The 17,173-nt window shown below is 55.7% G+C and carries 14 protein-coding genes; 9 read left to right on the plus strand and 5 right to left on the minus strand.

Translation table 11 applies throughout. The features are described from left to right. The first annotated feature begins 87 nt into the window (after positions 1–87). Genes ACT3RR_RS05485 through ACT3RR_RS05495 form a run of 3 tightly spaced genes read left to right on the plus strand, consistent with a single transcriptional unit; the run spans position 88 to position 4,922 of the window. A complete protein-coding gene (locus tag ACT3RR_RS05485; protein ID WP_185689674.1) occupies positions 88–1,470 on the plus strand; it encodes a TolC family outer membrane protein in 1,383 nt (460 codons plus the stop codon). A 48-nt stretch (positions 1,471–1,518) separates the two neighbouring features. Next, positions 1,519–3,735: a type I secretion system permease/ATPase gene (locus ACT3RR_RS05490; RefSeq protein WP_396132431.1), complete on the plus strand. Its 2,217-nt coding sequence runs from the start codon at positions 1,519–1,521 to the stop codon at positions 3,733–3,735. A gap of 17 nt (positions 3,736–3,752) precedes the next feature. Then, entirely contained in the window at positions 3,753–4,922 is a 1,170-nt protein-coding gene (locus tag ACT3RR_RS05495; RefSeq protein WP_353502743.1) for a beta-barrel domain-containing protein, read from the plus strand. A 42-nt stretch (positions 4,923–4,964) separates the two neighbouring features. On the opposite strand, the gene ACT3RR_RS05500 is transcribed toward ACT3RR_RS05495, so the two are convergent. Further along, the gene (locus ACT3RR_RS05500) at positions 4,965–6,950 is read right to left on the minus strand and encodes a DUF4034 domain-containing protein (protein WP_496199901.1); all 1,986 of its coding nucleotides are present in this window, start codon (positions 6,948–6,950) and stop codon (positions 4,965–4,967) included. An 861-nt stretch (positions 6,951–7,811) separates the two neighbouring features. On the opposite strand from ACT3RR_RS05500, the gene ompC reads away from it, so the two are divergent. Then, a complete protein-coding gene (gene ompC / locus ACT3RR_RS05505; RefSeq protein WP_353502741.1) occupies positions 7,812–8,933 on the plus strand; it encodes a porin OmpC in 1,122 nt (373 codons plus the stop codon). 102 nt (positions 8,934–9,035) lie between these two features. On the opposite strand, the gene ACT3RR_RS05510 is transcribed toward ompC, so the two are convergent. Beyond that, positions 9,036–9,623, minus strand: a complete 588-nt coding sequence (locus tag ACT3RR_RS05510) for a TetR/AcrR family transcriptional regulator (protein ID WP_496199902.1) — start codon at positions 9,621–9,623, stop codon at positions 9,036–9,038. Positions 9,624–9,749: 126 nt separating this feature from the next. Between ACT3RR_RS05510 and ACT3RR_RS05515 the strand changes: the two genes are divergently transcribed. Then, on the plus strand, positions 9,750–10,217 hold the full coding sequence (locus ACT3RR_RS05515; RefSeq protein ID WP_034791680.1) for a nuclear transport factor 2 family protein: 468 nt from the start codon (positions 9,750–9,752) through the stop codon (positions 10,215–10,217). A gap of 8 nt (positions 10,218–10,225) precedes the next feature. Here the strand turns inward: ACT3RR_RS05515 and ACT3RR_RS05520 are convergent, their stop codons facing one another. The 3 genes from ACT3RR_RS05520 to ACT3RR_RS05530 all read right to left on the minus strand — a co-directional run bounded on the left by ACT3RR_RS05520 (position 10,226) and on the right by ACT3RR_RS05530 (position 13,412). After that, positions 10,226–10,612: a helix-turn-helix domain-containing protein gene (locus ACT3RR_RS05520; protein ID WP_034791678.1), complete on the minus strand. Its 387-nt coding sequence runs from the start codon at positions 10,610–10,612 to the stop codon at positions 10,226–10,228. Between the two features lie 517 nt (positions 10,613–11,129). Next, the gene (locus ACT3RR_RS05525) at positions 11,130–12,905 is read right to left on the minus strand and encodes a penicillin-binding transpeptidase domain-containing protein (RefSeq protein ID WP_496199903.1); all 1,776 of its coding nucleotides are present in this window, start codon (positions 12,903–12,905) and stop codon (positions 11,130–11,132) included. Between the two features lie 264 nt (positions 12,906–13,169). Next, positions 13,170–13,412, minus strand: coding sequence for a DinI family protein (locus ACT3RR_RS05530; RefSeq protein ID WP_034791675.1), 243 nt, complete (start codon positions 13,410–13,412; stop codon positions 13,170–13,172). A 190-nt stretch (positions 13,413–13,602) separates the two neighbouring features. Here ACT3RR_RS05530 and ACT3RR_RS05535 point away from each other — a divergent pair, with 190 nt between their 5' ends. The 4 genes from ACT3RR_RS05535 to ACT3RR_RS05550 are packed head-to-tail and all read left to right on the plus strand — an operon-like array spanning position 13,603 to position 17,153. Next, the gene (locus ACT3RR_RS05535) at positions 13,603–13,971 is read left to right on the plus strand and encodes a copper resistance protein (RefSeq protein ID WP_496199904.1); all 369 of its coding nucleotides are present in this window, start codon (positions 13,603–13,605) and stop codon (positions 13,969–13,971) included. 53 nt (positions 13,972–14,024) lie between these two features. Continuing rightward, positions 14,025–16,064 carry a protein-disulfide reductase DsbD family protein gene (locus ACT3RR_RS05540; protein WP_496199905.1) on the plus strand — a complete coding sequence of 680 codons (2,040 nt, stop codon included), beginning with the start codon at positions 14,025–14,027 and terminating at the stop codon, positions 16,062–16,064. Next, entirely contained in the window at positions 16,064–16,666 is a 603-nt protein-coding gene (locus ACT3RR_RS05545; protein WP_396132440.1) for a DsbA family protein, read from the plus strand. The genes ACT3RR_RS05540 and ACT3RR_RS05545 overlap by 1 nt, the downstream gene beginning before the upstream one ends. Continuing rightward, positions 16,653–17,153, plus strand: a complete 501-nt coding sequence (locus tag ACT3RR_RS05550; protein ID WP_496199906.1) for a protein disulfide oxidoreductase — start codon at positions 16,653–16,655, stop codon at positions 17,151–17,153. The genes ACT3RR_RS05545 and ACT3RR_RS05550 overlap by 14 nt, the downstream gene beginning before the upstream one ends. Positions 17,154–17,173: the final 20 nt, after the last annotated feature.

The following is a 17,173-nucleotide window of genomic DNA, read 5'->3' on the forward strand; positions in this document are numbered from 1 at the left end:
ACAATGAGCGTTAGGCAGTAAACGAATGGGTAAGGCCAGAAAAGGCTGAAAAATAATAATAATCCGGCGAGAAAAGTGGTGTCGCTCATGAAAAAGAAACAATCATCGCGGCAATTTGCCGTGGTACTGGGGACGATATGGATAGTTGTTGCTGGTGCAAACAGTGGGAAAGTATTCGCGGCTGAGAAACAGCCAGAGTTTGATTGGCAAGCAGCACCTACCGAGGAGATGAGATCTAGCCTGACTTTACGAGATGCCATACTGCGCGCCTTTGCTCGCAACCCACAGATAGCCGAGGCGGCTGCGCAAATTCGCGTGGGCGCGGGCAACCTTGATGTGGCGAAAAGTGCCTGGTATCCACAAATTTCTTTGCAGGGGACCGCAGGTAAGTCGCGCCAAACCGACTCCTCCGGCACGCTGGATAACAACGCGTCTGGCGGCATTCAGCTCAGCCAGCTGCTGTATGACTTTGGGCGCACCGGCGGCAGTATCGACGAGCAAGAACGCCTCTCCGACTCCTACCGTTACGCCCTTTACGGCACCATGACCGACGTGGCGCTGAGTACGCTGCAAGCCTATCTGCAAGTGAAGCGCTATCAGGCGCTGAGCGTGGCGGCTCGCGATAACATTGAATCACTGCAACGCGTGGCGGACACTGCAAAACTGCGCGCCGACGCGGGGTTAAGCTCGCAATCTGACGTGTTACAGGCCGAAACCCGCATCGCCGGGATGCGCGCCACCGTCGAACAATACCGTGCCCAGCAGCGTTCGGCACAGGCCCAGCTCACCGTGCTGACCGGCGTGGTCTCCGACAATCTGCCGGATTTACCGCAAAGCCTGCTCAACCAAAAAGTCACACTGAACAAAATCCCCTATGAAAACAGCGCGCTGGTTCGCGCCGCTCAGGCCAAGCAGCAGGCGGCGATTGAGCGGGTGAATCAGGCGGAATCGCAACATTGGCCAACCATCAAAGTACAGGCGGGACGTACCCGTTACCAGAATGCCGCAGGCAGCGGCGGCTCTTACTGGGACGACCAGCTCCAGCTTGCGGTGGATGCGCCGGTCTATCAGGGCGGCGCGGTCAGCGCCAAAACCCGTGCCGCAGAGGGTGAGCGTCAGGCGGCGCAGGCCGACGTGGAGAAAGCCAAGCTGGACATCAACCAGAAAGCCTCCACGGCCTATGCCGACATGATTGGCGGCCAACAGCGGCAAGTGGCGGGCGAGGACCAATACGCCAGCGCCACCCACACCCGCAGCGTCTATCAGGACGAGTACAAACTGAGCAAACGCAGCCTGAACGACTTACTTAGCGTCGAGCAAGACGTTTTTCAGGCTGACACCATGCGCATCGGCGCGCTGTACGACGGCTGGGATGCCACAGTGCGCTATGCCGCAGCCGTAGACAATCTGGTGGATATGTTGGGCATCGACCGACAAAAAGAGACCGGTGACACCATTCCCTCTCTCTGACCACCCCTTATAAAACGATTGTCCGCACAGAATGCGTAAAGAGGCGATATGAGTACCGAAACGAACAGTGAAGAAACCCGCTCTAACGCCACGGCCAAGGCTCCACCGCCGTCGATTGATGTCTGGATCAGCGCCATGGTGCGCGTGGCTGAAATTTTTGGTAAACCTTCTGACCCGCTCTATCTGCGCCAGCAAATGCGCTGGTTTGAAAATCAGTCGCTGGGCCGCCAGCTTGACCGCCTCAGTGGGTTGATTGGGCTACAGGTTGGCATGGTCAGCTGGACTAAGGTCCGTTGGCGGCCGGAAGTGCTGCCAGCCATTATCCAGCTCGAGCAGGGCGGCATCGCGGTCATTGAGCGGCTGCACGATGACGGTCAGGCCGACTACTGGCTGACCGACGGCGGCGACCTGCTGCGCTCCACCGAGCTTTCCACCTTACTTCAACAAGGCTCTGGCCCGGTGTTTTTAGTCGGCGTGGCGGCGCGCGGTCGCGACCAGCGCATTGACGAGTTCGTTCAACCCTATAAGAAGCACTGGTTCTGGGATAACTTTCGCGGCGCGGGGCGTAAAATCGCAGAGATTTCGCTGGCGTCGGTGATTGGCAACGTGCTGGCGCTGGCCGGTATTCTGTTCTCAATGCAGATTTACGACCGGGTGATCCCGGCCCAGTCACTGCCCACCCTGTGGGTGCTGTTCTTCGGCGTGGTGCTGGCCGCCGCGCTGGAATACGTTATTCGCCTGATGCGCACGCTGGTGTCAGATTTGATGGGCAAACGCATCGACCTCAAGGTTTCGTCGCTGTTCTTTGTGCGCGCCATGAACATTAAAAACGATGATCGGCCGAAGTCCACCGGCTCCTTTATCTCCCAGCTGCGTGAAATCGATCAGGTGCGCGAACTGCTGACCTCCACCACCGTCAGCGCCGCCGCCGATATGCCTTTCGTACTGCTGTTCCTCGGCATCATGTTCTTTATCGGCGGGCCGCTGGTGATCATTCCGCTGCTGGCTATTCCGCTGATTGTCATTCCCGGCATTCTGATCCAGTGGCCGATGGCGAAGCTGGCGAAAGAGGGGATGCGCGAAGGGGCGCTGCGCAACGCGGTGCTGGTGGAAACCATTGAAGGCATTGAAGATATTAAAGCCTTACAGGCCGAAGCCTACTTCCAGCGCCAGTGGGAGCAGACTCACGAAGTCAGCGCCTCGGTCGGCATGAAGCAGCGTCTGTGGGGCGCGCGGCTGACCGGCTGGGCCTCGACGGTCCAGCAATTGACCTACGCTGGCATGCTGGTGGCGGGGGTCTATCTGGTGCTCAGCGGCGACATCACTACCGGTACGCTGGTGGCGAGCAGCATGCTTTCTTCCCGCACCATCGCGCCACTGATGCAGCTGACCATGGTGTTCTCACGCTGGCAGCACGCCAAAAGCGCCATGAAAGGGCTGGACGATCTGCTGAAAAAGCCTATCGACCGCCCGGAAGACGCCGAGCTGTCGCACTGCCCGACCCTGAGCGGGCACTATCAACTGCGCAATCTGCAATATACCTATGACAAAGAGAACTCGCCGAACGTGCTGGGGATTGGCCAACTGGAGATTAAACCGGGCGAGCGCGTAGCGATTTTGGGCAAGGTGGGTGCTGGGAAATCGACCCTGCTGAAGCTGCTTTCCGGCCAGGCCGAGGCGTCGCAGGGTAAGGTGATCATCGACGGCGTGGACATGAAACGCATCGAACCCGCCGACGTGCGCCGCCAGCTTGGCTATCTGTCGCAGGATTCGCGGCTGTTCTTCGGCACGCTGCGCCAAAACCTGATGCTGGGTTATCCGCACGCCACCGATCAGGAGATGCTGCAAGCCCTGAGGATCAGCGGCGCACTCTCCATGGTGCAGGCCGATGCCTCGAGTCTGGATAAGATTATTAATGAGGGCGGGCGCGGCTTGTCCGGCGGCCAGCGCCAGATGGTGCTGCTGAGTCGCCTGATCCTGCGTGACCCGCAGGTGGTGCTTTTAGATGAGCCAACCGCCTCGATGGACGAACAGCTGGAAGACTATGTTATTCGCCAGATGAACACTTGGCTGACGGGCCGCACGCTGGTGGTGGTCACCCATCGTCCGGCGCTACTCAAGCTGGTGGATCGCATCGTGGTGATGGACAACGGCCGGGTTATCGCCGACGGCCCGCGCGATCAAATTCTGGGTAACGCGGTCGCTAACACCGCCGCCACGCCGGCCGTCGCGGCTGCTTCCGGTAACCAACAGGGCGCAGCCTGAGCGCATAAGGACTGAATATGGCACATTTAACATTGCACGATGAGCTGGACGCTCAACAGAAAAAGGTGTCGGGAATTGTCTGGGTTTCCCTGATTGGGCTGGTGCTGTTTTTTGTCTGGGCCTACTTCGCTACCCTCGACGAGGTGACGGTCGGCACGGGCAAGGTCACGCCATCGAGCAAGGCGCAGCAGATTGATTCCCTCGACGGTGGGGTTATTTTGAAGCTGCTGGTGCAGGAAGGCTCCATCGTTAATCGCGGTCAGTTGCTGGCTCAGCTCGACCCAACCCGTTCGCAGTCCAACTACGGCGAGGCGGCTTCCCGAGTGCGCACGCTGCGCGCCTCTTCAGAGCGTTTAAGCGCCGAGTTGACCGGCGCGCCGCTGAAATTCAGCCCGGAAACTATGAAATCGCCGGAGCTGGTCGCCCGCGAGCGCCAGCTCTACTTGTCTCGCAAGCAGAACCGTGATGAAACCGTCAGCAACCTGCAACAGTCGCTAAAGCTAGTCAATCAGGAGATCAGCATGACCCAGCCGCTGGTGGCGAAAGGCGCGGCGGGGCAGGTAGAGGTGATTCGCCTTCAACGCCAGTCCAGCGAGCTGCGCGGCAAAATCGATGATGCTATCAACCAGTACGCGGTTCGCGCCCGTGAGGAGCAGGTAAAGAACAACGCCGACCTCGACGCCGAGCTGCAAGTGATGGCCGGTAAAGAGGATCAGGTGACGCGTTCCGAGCTGTTTTCGCCGGTTCACGGCATCGTCAAAGATATTCAGGTCAGCACCGTCGGCGGCGTCCTGCAACCAGGCGGCAAGCTGATGGAAATCGTGCCGATTGAAGATCAGCTGCTGATTGAAACCCGCATCAACCCGCGCGATATCGCCTATATCCGCCCGGGCCTTGAAGCCACGGTGAAAATCAGCGCCTACGACTCTTCGATCTATGGCGATTTGAAAGGGCAGGTGGAGAGCGTGTCGCCAGACACCTTGCAGGATGAGGTCAAGCGTGACCAGTTCTATTACCGCGTGTACGTCCGTACCGACAAAGCCGTGTTAACCAATAAAGCCGGTCGCCAGTTCCCAATAGTGCCGGGAATGGTGGCCAGCGTAGAGATCAAAACCGGCCAGAAAACCGTGCTGGATTATCTGATTAAGCCGCTGAATAAGGTGAAAGAGTCGCTGCGGGAAAGATGAGTTAAGCTCCTCGCCCTGAGAAGGGGGAGGAGCAAGAAAGATTTACTCAATCTCCGGCTGAACCCGGTACTTAGCTATCACGTCGGCTTCGTCGGATTTACGCTTGTCCTGCCACAGATTCATGCGGCCGCGCAGCGAGCCGTTCAGCTCTTCCAGAACCTGACGCGCGGCGTCGGAGCCTGGATCTAACTCCAACACAAACTCCATAAACTGGCCGGCGATGTGGCGGTTTTTCTTCACGCCGCTGCCCGTCAGCCACGCCATGCCAAGGGTATAGGCCGCTTCGCTGCGCTCAGGGTGGGACGGATTCATTAAGATCTCCGGCAACCACTGCTCGGCCGCGAGGCGCTTGTCCTGCTCCTGGCCGAGATCCAACGCGCAGCTGGCGCGCCAGTAGGCGGACGAGGCGTGTCCGGCGTCCATTGCCCGCTGATACCACTGCATGGCCTGCTGGTAATCCACCTCGCCGCCAATGCCTTCGCGCAGGGCGTTGGCACAGGCAAACATGGCTGGAACCAGCCCCGAGCGGGCGGCGCTGAGCACGCATTCCAGCGCATTGCTGTCGCTGTGGAAAGCTTCGGGAACCTCCTGATGCCAGCCGTTACGGTAGAAGAAATAGAGCTCGTAGGTGTGCAGCGCATTGCCGCGCCGGGCCATTTCGGTCATCAGGAAGTGGGCGGCGTCGAAGTCATCGTTGATCGCCATATCGTGAGCGATGGTGATCAAATCTTTGGCCGCGCTGTCACTGCCTGACTGCTGGATCAGGCGAATGGCGTGGTCAAGCAAGTCATCACTCAGCTCAGGCTGCTGCGGCAACCCATACAGGCCGTACTGCACCGCCGTGGCGGCATAGGCCACCAGCACCGGATTGTCAGGCTGGTTAATAGCACGAATCAGCAGGCTGGTCAGCGTCGGCAGCCCCTGCTGTTGCTCATTTGCCAGCACGGCTCTGGAGATAAACATCGCGGCGAAATGGCCCGGCATGGCCTGCGGGGAGACGGCGAACAGCTGGTCATAAATCTCCAGCCCGGCCTGATCGTCATCCTGCCAATAGGCGGCGCAGGTGCCGTACAAATCTAATAAGCGAATGCGGGTGGCGTCGGGCAGTGGCTGAGCCAGCAGGTGGTGCAACTGGGCTTGCAGGTACTGCGCGCGCTCGGAGTCTTTATCGGCAATCTCACCGGAGAGGGCGTCAATCAGGGCGTTGGCGCGGAAATGGTTGCGCTCGTCTTCATCAAACTCGGCGCACAGCGGGCCGTCGATTATCGCCATTTGCTGGCTATCGTCACCGCCCCAGGCGGCGGAGTGGAATATCAGGTAGGACTCCATGGTGCCGACATCGCTGTGGCGCACCGACATTGCCATGCGCAGCCAATAATCCAGCGCCTCTTCCTCTGCCTTGCGCGTCTGCTGCAGCGCGGCGGGCAGGCTTTGCGGCCAGTGAGTGGCGGGTTCCACGCCAATGGCGTGCAGATAGCCCACGCCGGTTTGCCATACCTGACTGCCGGCAATGTTGAATTTCTCATGCAGCGGCAGTGGGGCTTTGCCCGCGAACAGGTCGCGCAGCCAGTAAGGTTCGCCAAAGCCGCCGGTCAGGTTCATCAGGTGGCGGAAAGCGTGGGTTGGGCGAGGGTGCAACTCGATGGCGCGCAGGAAAGCCAATACGGCATAGTCACAGCACAGCTGGGCGCCGAGCCACTGGCTATCTTCTATATGCTCGCCGTTGGCATTGCGGATAATCCAAGCCTGTTCGTGCCAAAACATCCCCAGCAGCACGTGGGCGTGGTAGCTCTGCGGGCACTGCTGCGCCCAGTCACTGAGGATATCCAGCGGATCGACAGTATGATTTTCGGCCCCGGCGATCAGCGTACCCGGATGCAACACCAGACCGTAATCGCTGTGGGTATCAGTTTGGTTCTGCCAACCGCGCATCAGCGACAACAGCCACTCGTCGAGTTTAACAAAACGGCGGGTTGCCAGAAGCATTCTGGCTTTGGAGAGGTTGTCGTGCTGATTCTCTTGTGGCATGAGATTCCTTCAATCCGGGACGTATAGGGGTGGCGATGTCATCAATTTAACGCGCGACGTGCCTTAGATAGGCGACAGTGTATCGGTTGCAAATCATCACATCAGCGAGATTGCTCTTATAGTACCGGATCCGCCCGCCGCGTGACTAATACTGTACAAATAATGAGATCTTTGTGGAGAGCAAACCCGCAAGATTAATTAACTGACTGTTTTATGGCCATTATTACTGGTTATTTTTCTAGCGGATATTAATAAAATGCTGTCGGAAATGTGAAGGCAGTAAGTAAATAGCGATAAGAAATACGGAAGGAGTATGTAGGAAATAAGGAGTTAATATGTCAAAAGTAAATTATTTGCGAATTGTCATTATTATACTACCGCGAGGAAATAACATTTTCATGGGAATGTCACATTGGGAAACTACCGCATTTTTGGCAAAAAAAAACCGGTCATAAGACCGGTTGTTGTTTCCAGATAATCTGGTAATGAGGGTAATAATTAACAATAATGATGATAGCGAGATAAAGTATATAGATTCCCACTTTTTTTGCTTTATCACTTAGTGCTCTGTTATGTATTTTAGTTTGTTGTTTTGTAAGGTTTTTTAAGTATTTTAGCGATTAGTGCTTTATTTTAACATGTGTAAAGCTAGCGAAAAGTTCCCTTCTATTAATATTTTCTTACATCTAATAATTGTTCAGAAACATTATCATTAATTTGGTATCATTTTCTTTCTGGATTAATTCTCTTTATATCCAGAGAATGGATTTGCCATGTCGAGCATATAATTTGAAACGTTTTACCTTCACCTTGCATTTATCAATCAGTGGCAGGCTCGACACCCTACGAGGATAGCTCAAAATGAAACGTCGTATTCTTTCTCTTATGATCCCGGCTTTATTAGTCGCAGGATCAGCAAGTGCGGCAGAAGTTTATAATAAAGATGGCAATAAACTCGACCTTTACGGTTTGGTCGATGGTTTACATTATTTCTCGAGCGATAAAGGTTCTGATGGCGATCAGAGCTACATCCGTCTTGGTTTCAAAGGCGAAACTCAGATCACTGACCAACTGACCGGTTACGGCCAGTGGGAGTATCAGGTGCAAGCCAATCAGGCGGAAAGTGAAGATAACCGCTCCTTTACCCGTTACGGTTTTGCAGGTCTGAAATTCGGCGATTACGGTTCATTCGACTACGGTCGTAACAACGGCGTGCTATACGACGTCGCGGCATGGACCGACTTACAGCCAGAGTTCGATGGTTCCACCTATGGCGCGGACCAGTTCCTGTTCCAGCGTACTAACGGCGTAGCCACTTACCGTAACAACAACTTCTTCGGTTTAGTCGATGGCCTGAACTTTGCTCTGCAATATCAAGGTAAAAACGACAGCGGCGGCGGCGAGCCGGGTACGCGTGACGTCCTGACGCAGAACGGCGACGGCTACGGTGCGTCTCTGAGCTACGACATTGGCGCTGGCGTCAGCGTGGCCGGTGCCTTCTTCAACTCAGACCGTACCGACGAGCAAAACTCTGCGCCGGGCATTATGGGTCAAGGTAAGAAAGCCGAAGGTTACAGCGGCGGCCTGAAATATGACGCCAACAATGTCTATCTGGCAGCGATGTTTACTCAGTCCTATAACGCGTCACGCTTCGGTTCGACGGATTCAGAAGCTTACGGTTATGCCAACAAAGCTCAGTCTGTAGAAGCCTACGCCAGCTACCAGTTCGACTTCGGTCTGCGTCCGTTCGTGGCTTATAACCAGACTCGCGGCTCTGATTTGGGTACTGACCGCGTGGGTAACAACTACGACGATCAGGACTTGGTCAAATTCGTAGACCTGGGTGCGACGTATTACTTCAACAAAAATATGTCCACTTACGTCGACTACAAAATCAACCTGCTTGATGACAACCAGTTCACCCAAAATGCCGGTATCAACACGGATAACGTCACGGCGGTTGGCTTGGTGTACCAGTTCTAACCTGTTCGCGTGGACCATTGCCACCAGAGACAGGCATTCTCAGACACAGAATGATGCAGTAACAGAAGACGCGGCCCGTGCCGCGTTTTTTGTGCTCGCCGCCTAGGCTGCTCGCGGAGCAAGCCAGAGCTCCAGCGCCGAGCAGAGCAGGGCCGTCTCCTGCTTATTCTCTCCGCCAATCTGCGCGTTGACAATCGCGCCATCCACCAGCAGAGCAATGGCCTGCGCCATAAAATCGGGTGCTGATTCAGGCAGGTAACGCGCAATCTCCTCAGCCATTTGCTGCTTATGCTGCGCCGCGTGGGTAGTCACTTCAGGCAGGGCTTCGGCGAATTCCAGCGCGCTATTGATAAAGGCGCAGCCGCGAAAATCCTCATCACAGAACCACTCTTCCAGCGTTTTTGGCAGTGCAACGGCGAGTTGGGCATTCGGCTGTGCCATGTTTTTCTGCAAGCTGTTGGCAAACCAGCTCATCCAGCGCTGATGGCGATACTCCAGAAAAGCTAAAATCAAGGCATTCTTACTGGGAAAATGGCGGTAAAAGGTCACTTTAGTCACGCCAGCCTGTTTGATGATCAGATCAATGCCCGTGGCGCGAATGCCGTCGCGGTAAAACAGCTGATGAGCCGTCAGCAGGATGCGGTCGCGGGCAGCCAGCGTACTGAGGTCAGTAGAAGGAGAGAGAGGCATTGGGTTTTCCAGTCAGCGATTGATTTCATTTTTCGGCGATGGCCAGTGTAGACAACTCTGTCTACTTGAGCTAGTTTAATCGTGTAGACAGAGTTGTCTACATAAAATTCATCTCATGAGGTACTTATGCCAATTAAACCGCCATTGCCGCCCTTTACCCGTGAAAGCGCGATTGAAAAAGTTCGTTTAGCCGAAGACGCCTGGAACAGCCGCGACCCGCAGCGCGTGCGTCAGGTTTACTCCGAAGACACTCGCTGGCGCAATCGCAGTGAGTTCGCCGAAGGGCAGGACGCCGTGGTGGCCTTTCTGGAGCGCAAGTGGGCCAAAGAGCTGGAATATCGCCTGATTAAAGAGCTGTGGGCCTTCGACGGCGCGCGCATCGCGGTGCGTTTTGCTTATGAATGGCGTGATGATTCCGGCAACTGGTATCGCAGCTTCGGCAATGAAAATTGGGAATTTAATGAGGAAGGTCAGATGTTTGCCCGTTACGCCTGCATCAATGATTTGCCCATCAAAGAGAGTGAACGCAAGTTCGACTGGCCGTTAGGGCGTCGCCCGGATGATTATCCTTCACTGAGCGACTTTGGATTCTAACACCGAATTTAGGCCGTTTTTTGATGAATGATATGCAGCGGCGGGGCGACTTCTAGCTTGATATCGGGATTTTGGCGGAACTCATAAGGCGTGATGTTAAAACGCTTACGGAACATGTAAGTGAAATGCGACTGTGAGCCAAAGCCAAAATCCATCGCGATATCGAAAATCGGCGTGTCACTGCTGCTTAACTGATAGACCGCGCTCGCCAAACGGCGCTCACGGATGTACTTACCGAGCGAAATGCCGGTAGATTCTTTAAACAGTTTTTGCATATGCCACAGCGAATAGCCCGAGTATTCAGCCAATTCTTCAAGGTGGATAACGCGCCCAAGATGGCCTTCGATCCATTTGCTGAGTGCGCAGACGATTGTGAGATGAATGTCCTGAGCCATAACCCGTCTTTCTTAATGTTCGATAAGCTATTATACACAACTTCGCCGTGATGGCGCAGGAGCCTAAAGTAGCAGAGAGGTGTTGTTGAGAAAGAAAACCCTAATAAATTCAGGGGTAAGGCAAAAAAATGACCCGATGACGGAGAAGACTCGCTCCGACCCAACGGGCCATTGATTAGTGCAGTAAGATCCAGTGGATAACCCGCGCGATAATATCGTCGAGTACGACGATGCCAACCAAAATCGCAATAATCAGTAGGATAAATCGCTTACCTGTTGGCAAAATCACCCCTCTCTGGAAAGTGGCTGGTACCTATTACCAAGGGCCGGTGCCGTGCATATTTAATGCAATGACGGCGACACACACTGCGACAAAGACCACTAAAACCATAAAAAGCCGTTTCATCGTTTTACTTCTCAGAGTTTTCACTCTTCCTCTTAGCTTACCCTTGCTGGGCGAGACAAGCGGGAAGTTACCCATATTAGTCGCAGAAATCCAGTCTGCACGGGTAAAAAATCACTCTGAGCTGGCGTTACGGCGCACTAAGTTGGTTTTTTGGCCGCCGTTGATGATGGTTTCCGGCGGCGTCTCAGGCACCAGCGCGTCAGGAGCAATGTTCATATGATTCAACACCTGCCCCATGATTTGGCCGAAAATCGGCCCGGCCACTGAACCACCAAAGTGTTTACCCGCCTGTGGGTTGTTGACCATCACCACCAGAGCCACTCGCGGATTACTGGCCGGAGCCACGCCCGCCGTGTAGTTGACGTAGCCGCCATCGTACTTACCGCTGGTCCCCAGCTTTTCCGCCGTACCGGTTTTGATTGCCAGACGATAGCCCGGCACCGCCGCGCTCAGGCCAGAGCCGCCGGGCAGGGCGTCGCTTTCCATCATATGGATCACGGTTTGCACCACGTCCGCCGCCATCACGCGCTTTCCCATCACCGGGGGTGTCACCTTGGTGATCGACAGTGGGCGATAAATGCCCAACGCGCCAATAGTGGCGTATTCGCGGGCGATTTGCAGCGGCGTCACGCGCAGGCCGTAGCCGAAAGCGAAGGTCGCGCGCTCGATGTCAGCCCAGCGATCGCGATGCAGCGGGAAGTAGCCGCTGCTCTCGCCGCCGATGCCCAAGTCGGTCGGTTTACCCAAGCCAAAGGAGTGGTAGAGGTCAACCAGCACCTGTGCGGGCATCGCCAGCGCCATGTGCGATACCGCGATGTCACTGGATTTCTGCAACACGCCGGTGATGGTCAGCGCAGGCCAGTGGCCGACGTCTTTGATTAAGTGGCCGTTGACGGTGTACGGGTGGGTGTCTAGCACCGAGTCCGGGCGGATCATTTTGCGCGCCAGCGACACCATCACAACCAGAGGTTTTACCGTAGAACCCGGCTCGAAGCTGTCGCTTATCGCCACGTTACGCATGTCTTTTGGCTGAACGCCGGCGTAGTTATTTGGGTTATAAGAAGGGTAGGAGGCCATCCCGAGAATTTCCCCGGTATTCACATCCACCAGCACGGCGGCACCCGAGTCCGCCTGGTTGAGCATCACGCCGGCGCGCAGGCGTGAATACATCACGTACTGCATAAAGCTGTCGATACTTAGATTGACCGTTGGCGGCTGCTGCGGCGGGACTTCCTTCAACACGCCAATCACGTTGCCGTGGCCGTCTTGGCGGTATTCGCGCATGCCCGGCTTGCCTTCGAGCAGGGTATTAAAGCCTTTCTCAATGCCGGTCAGACCTTCGTTATCCGTGCCGACAATCCCCACCAGATTGGCGGCGGCGTCGCTCATCGGGTAGTAGCGGCTGTCATCGTGCTGGCTGGTAATGCCGCCCAGATGCAACTGAGCAATATCATTGGCAATGCCTTGCTCGATTTTACGCCCAAGGTAGACAAAGCGCCGGTTAGGATCGCTGGTAATAATTTGCTGTAACTGGGGCAGCGGCATGTTCAGCGCCTGCGCCAGATACTGCCATTTCGGGCTATTAAGATCGCTATGCAGCTGAAGGACGCGGAAGGGATCGGCAATAATGTCTTTGGAAGCCACGCTCAGTGCTAGCGGATGCCCGCTGCGGTCAGCAATGGTGCCGCGATCGGCTGGGATCACCGTGGAGCGCAAAGAGCGCTGGTCGGCCTGACGCTCAAGCATCGGGCGGTTCAGCAGCTGTAAATAGCCTACGCGGGCCAGTAAAAATGCCATACAACCCAAAATGCCAACACAAATAAGGGCAAAACGCTTCGAGTAAAAGTGGGGTTGTGCAGCCGGCTTAGTCGGTTTTTTTGGAGGCATGTTTACTTCGCAAAGTCATGGGCGTGATAGTGCCAAAAATGACAAGCCTGCCGTCGCGAAGGGGGTTATGGACCCAGAAGTGGTTAAAAACCCAGCGGAAATAACAGGACTCATCATTCTGATTGATATGATTTTTAGTATCATAGACATATTATAATAAGCCGTTGCTGGGTTATGTTTAATTCAATTGCCCTTTGTAAGTAAATACGACTTGCTGAGCAGCTTTTACCCGTTATTTGCCTTAATGGCGAACCTTTCTCTGTCTCATTCAACGGATAGCCATTCATCCGCTTCTTCAAACATCTCTTCGAGCATTTGGTTCAACTGCGAACGGTCCTGCTTGCTGGCGCCCGAGGTGTTCAAGCCGTTGGCCTGCATCGGTTTGACCTTCACCGCCGCATCCGGGAACAGGCGATGAACGCGTTTGGTTAATTCGGCATGGATTTTGTCGTTGGCATCAGGAATGCCGGAAACATTGCGTTTGTCATACACCAGCTCTACTAACATTTAGTCTCAATCCTTAATAGGTAATTAACTGGCTAAATATACAGTATCGCTTGGCCGATTCCAATGTTTTAGGCGACGGATTGGGTGTCATTTCAGCACCTTGAACGTAAAGTCCTGTAATGGCGGATACATAATCCTTGTGAATGTTTGGTCGGGGGCTAGAATACTGGCGTACTTTCATGAGGGATTAATGGATAAAAAACGGCGTTCAGCACTGCTCTTTTTCTGCCTGGCTTGTCTGGTCATACTTACCTGTATGACGCAGCGCATCGCCGGGTTGAACGCGTTGTCTGCCTCTCTGCGTCAGGACGCGGTGTCCCAAACGGTCTCATCCCAGCCGACGTCCGATCTGACTGAAACTCCCACTCCTTGCGAGTTGAGCAGCAAATCACTGCTTTCCGTTCCTCCTGTCATTCTTGATTTCGCGCTGTTGGTCTTTAGCTTGCTGCTGGCGTTTCTCTCGCCGGGCAACATGGCCATCCTGCGTACTCGCCTGCCTGAAGTCGTTCCGGTGCCGATACTACGGGTGCATCTGCGGCTCTGCGTCTTCCGGGAATAAAAACACGTCCGCCTTTTGATTCGGATGTTGTCTTTTATTTTTGGAGAAAATTTATGCGTTATGCCTTCAGGGCGGCGATTGCCAGCCTGTTGCTGCTGTGGCTACCTGCCATTCATGCGGCGGATTCCGGCTGGTTAGCAAGCCCGCAAAACAGCCATGCCAAAGTGCGTTTTCAGGCTGAGCCTGCCGACGGCGCGGCGGATGAAACCCATCTTTTACTGTCTGTCAGCCTCGAAAAAGGCTGGAAAACCTACTGGCGATCGCCGGGTGAGGGCGGCGTAGCGCCGGTTATCACCTGGCAAGACCCATCAACCAATGCCGACTGGTCTTGGCCGACTCCCGCGCGTTTCGACGTCGCCGGAATAACCACGCAGGGCTATCACGACAATGTGACGTTGCCGATTGTTATCAAAGGCAAAGTGCCTGAGAAACTGGCGGGAACCCTGACCCTGCCGACCTGTAGCAATGTCTGTATCCTCACCGATTACGACTTCAATCTGGACCTGCGCGCAGGCGGCGACCAAGGCGATTTCGTCAACCGTTTTGCCAGCGCCATGGGGCAAATCCCGATTGCGCAGGGGCTGGCCGATAAGGTGTCGGGGGGTTATCGGCAGGGCACTTTGGTGATTTCAGCCGAGCGCGCTCAAGGCTGGCAGCAGCCGGAGCTGTTTATCGATTCCCTCGAAGGCAGCTCATTCGGTAAGCCGACGGTCAAGGTGGACGGCATGCTTGCGCAGATCAACGTGCCGGTCACCGACGAGTGGGGAGATAAAGCCGGAGACTTGACGGGCAAGCCGGTCAGCGCGGTGCTGGCGGATCGCGGTATCGCCCAGCAGCTCGACCTCAAGATGGAGCCTCTGGCACCCGCTACGCAGAGCAGCATTGCCCTGTGGCAAGTGGCGCTGATGGCGCTGGCCGGTGGTTTTATTCTTAACCTGATGCCGTGCGTGCTGCCGGTACTGGGTATGAAACTCGGCTCGATTTTGCAGGTGGAGCAGCGCGACCGTAAAAGCGTTCGGGTGCAGTTCCTGGCCTCTTCGGCGGGCATTATCAGCTCTTTCCTCGCGCTGGCGCTGCTGATGACCGTGCTGCGCTACAGCAACCAGACCCTAGGCTGGGGAATTCAGTTCCAGAACCCGTGGTTTATCGGCTTTATGGTGATTGTGACCGCGCTGTTCACCGCCAACCTGCTGGGTCTGTTCGAAATCAACCTGCCTTCTGCCATGACCACCCGTCTGGCGACGCAAAAACGTGGCGGTTTGAAAGGCAATTTCGCCGAGGGCGCTTTCGCGACGCTGCTCGCCACGCCGTGCTCGGCGCCTTTCTTGGGCACCGCCGTGGCCTTCGCGCTGGCCGCGCCTCTGCCCGTGCTGTGGGGATTATTCCTGATGCTGGGCATCGGCATGAGCTTGCCGTGGCTGATGATCGCAACCTGGCCGGGACTGGCGCTGCGCCTGCCGCGTCCGGGGCGCTGGATGCTGCGCCTGCGGGTGGCGCTCGGCCTGCTGATGCTCGCCGCGTCGCTGTGGCTGCTCAGCCTGATGCTTAACCACTTCAGTCTGCAAAGCGTGCTGATTGTCGCGGCGGTGTTCCTGCTGGCGCTGGTGGTGGGTTCGCTGCGCCGCTATGGGGCGCGTAATACCGCCATTGCCCTATGTGTCAGCCTGCTGGTGGCAGGGCTGGTGATGCTAGCGGCGGCGCTCCCCTATACCAACGGCGCCAAGCCATTACAGGATGCCGTGAAGTGGCAGCCGCTAACCGAGCAGGCGATTGCTCAGGCGGTGGCGGACAACAAAGTGGTGTTCGTGGATGTCACGGCAGACTGGTGTGTCACCTGCAAAGCCAACAAATTTAACGTCTTACTGCGCGAAGACGTGCAGAAAGCGCTGACCGCCGACAACCTGGTGGCCCTGCGCGGTGACTGGAGCCGTCCTTCCAAACCGATTAATGAATTCCTGCAAAAGCGCGGCAGCGTTGCCGTTCCTTTCAACCAAATTTATGGTCCGGGCCTGCCAACGGGTGAGATTTTATCGCCACTGCTGACTCGCGACGCCGTTTTAAAAGGGCTGCAAGACGCCCGTGGAGATAAATAATGAAAACCTTAATGCTGATTTTAATGATGGCCCTTTCACCGATGGCTTTAGCGCAGGCTGCGCCACAAAACCCGACGCCGGAGGATATGCTGTTCCGCGACCCGGCCACGCCGCGCTTTGGTGCTAAAGACGCCAAGCTGGTGCTGGTCTCCTTCACCGACTACAACTGCCCTTACTGCAAGCAGTTTGATCCTCTGCTGGAGAGAGTGGTGAAGGAGCATCCGGACGTCGCGGTGGTGCTCAAACTGCTGCCATTCCGTGGCGCCAGTTCCATCAGCTCTGCTCGCGCTGCCATGACCGTGTGGGAGCAGCAGCCGGACAAATTTATGGCGCTGCACCAGCGCCTGATGTCGAAAAAAGGCCCGCATGACGAGGAGAGCATCGACGCGGCAATCGCTAAAGTTGGCCTGCCGCCGGTAAAAGTTACGCCGGAAAGTTATACCACCTTGAAAACTAACGTGGAAATCGCCGAAGTGCTGGGTATTCAGGGCACCCCTGCCACTATTATTGGTGACCAGATTATCCCCGGCGCTATCTCTTATCAGGACTTAGAAGAGCTGGTGAATGCCCAGCTGAAGAAGGTGAAAGATGGGAAGAGCTAAGCGTTGGGCTAAAGAGATACTGGTTGGCGCGGTACTGCTGATGGCGGTGCTGTTCGGCATGGACTTGCTGCGCGCGCCGCAGGCTCCGGTCGATTTCGGCAATCAGGCCTTGCAGACCCTCGACAGCCAAACCCTGACGCTCAATGAGAAAAGCCAGCAGCAGCCGCTGCTGGTTTACTTCTGGGCCAGCTGGTGCAGCGTCTGTAAGTTCACCACGCCGGACGTCGGCAAGCTGTCGGCCAACGGCGGCAATGTGTTGAGCGTGGCGCTGCGTTCTGGGGATAAAGATAAAATCGAGCGCTATTTGCAGGGCAAGAATATCAGCATGCCGGTGGTGAATGACCCGCGCGGCGATATTTCCGCCTCGTGGGACATTGGCGTCACGCCAACGTTTGTGATTATCGATAAGGGCAGGGTAGTGAGTACTACGACGGGCTGGACGTCATATTGGGGGATGAAGGCGCGGCTTTGGTGGGCCGCGTTTTAAAAAGGCTATCTTATTTGCCA

The organism is Ewingella sp. AOP8-B2-18 (assembly GCF_052376015.1).
GTDB classification, from domain to species: Bacteria; Pseudomonadota; Gammaproteobacteria; order Enterobacterales; family Enterobacteriaceae; genus Ewingella; species Ewingella allii.

Coding starts and splice junctions, on each gene's coding strand:
- ompC (WP_353502741.1), top strand. CDS start 7,812: ATGAAACGTCGTATTCTTTCTCTTATGATCCCGGCTTTATTAGTCGCA.
- ACT3RR_RS05525 (WP_496199903.1), bottom strand. CDS start 12,905: ATGCCTCCAAAAAAACCGACTAAGCCGGCTGCACAACCCCACTTTTAC.
- ACT3RR_RS05540 (WP_496199905.1), top strand. CDS start 14,025: ATGCGTTATGCCTTCAGGGCGGCGATTGCCAGCCTGTTGCTGCTGTGG.
- ACT3RR_RS05495 (WP_353502743.1), top strand. CDS start 3,753: ATGGCACATTTAACATTGCACGATGAGCTGGACGCTCAACAGAAAAAG.
- ACT3RR_RS05520 (WP_034791678.1), bottom strand. CDS start 10,612: ATGGCTCAGGACATTCATCTCACAATCGTCTGCGCACTCAGCAAATGG.
- ACT3RR_RS05545 (WP_396132440.1), top strand. CDS start 16,064: ATGAAAACCTTAATGCTGATTTTAATGATGGCCCTTTCACCGATGGCT.
- ACT3RR_RS05535 (WP_496199904.1), top strand. CDS start 13,603: ATGGATAAAAAACGGCGTTCAGCACTGCTCTTTTTCTGCCTGGCTTGT.
- ACT3RR_RS05530 (WP_034791675.1), bottom strand. CDS start 13,412: ATGTTAGTAGAGCTGGTGTATGACAAACGCAATGTTTCCGGCATTCCT.
- ACT3RR_RS05510 (WP_496199902.1), bottom strand. CDS start 9,623: ATGCCTCTCTCTCCTTCTACTGACCTCAGTACGCTGGCTGCCCGCGAC.
- ACT3RR_RS05490 (WP_396132431.1), top strand. CDS start 1,519: ATGAGTACCGAAACGAACAGTGAAGAAACCCGCTCTAACGCCACGGCC.
- ACT3RR_RS05515 (WP_034791680.1), top strand. CDS start 9,750: ATGCCAATTAAACCGCCATTGCCGCCCTTTACCCGTGAAAGCGCGATT.
- ACT3RR_RS05550 (WP_496199906.1), top strand. CDS start 16,653: ATGGGAAGAGCTAAGCGTTGGGCTAAAGAGATACTGGTTGGCGCGGTA.
- ACT3RR_RS05485 (WP_185689674.1), top strand. CDS start 88: ATGAAAAAGAAACAATCATCGCGGCAATTTGCCGTGGTACTGGGGACG.
- ACT3RR_RS05500 (WP_496199901.1), bottom strand. CDS start 6,950: ATGCCACAAGAGAATCAGCACGACAACCTCTCCAAAGCCAGAATGCTT.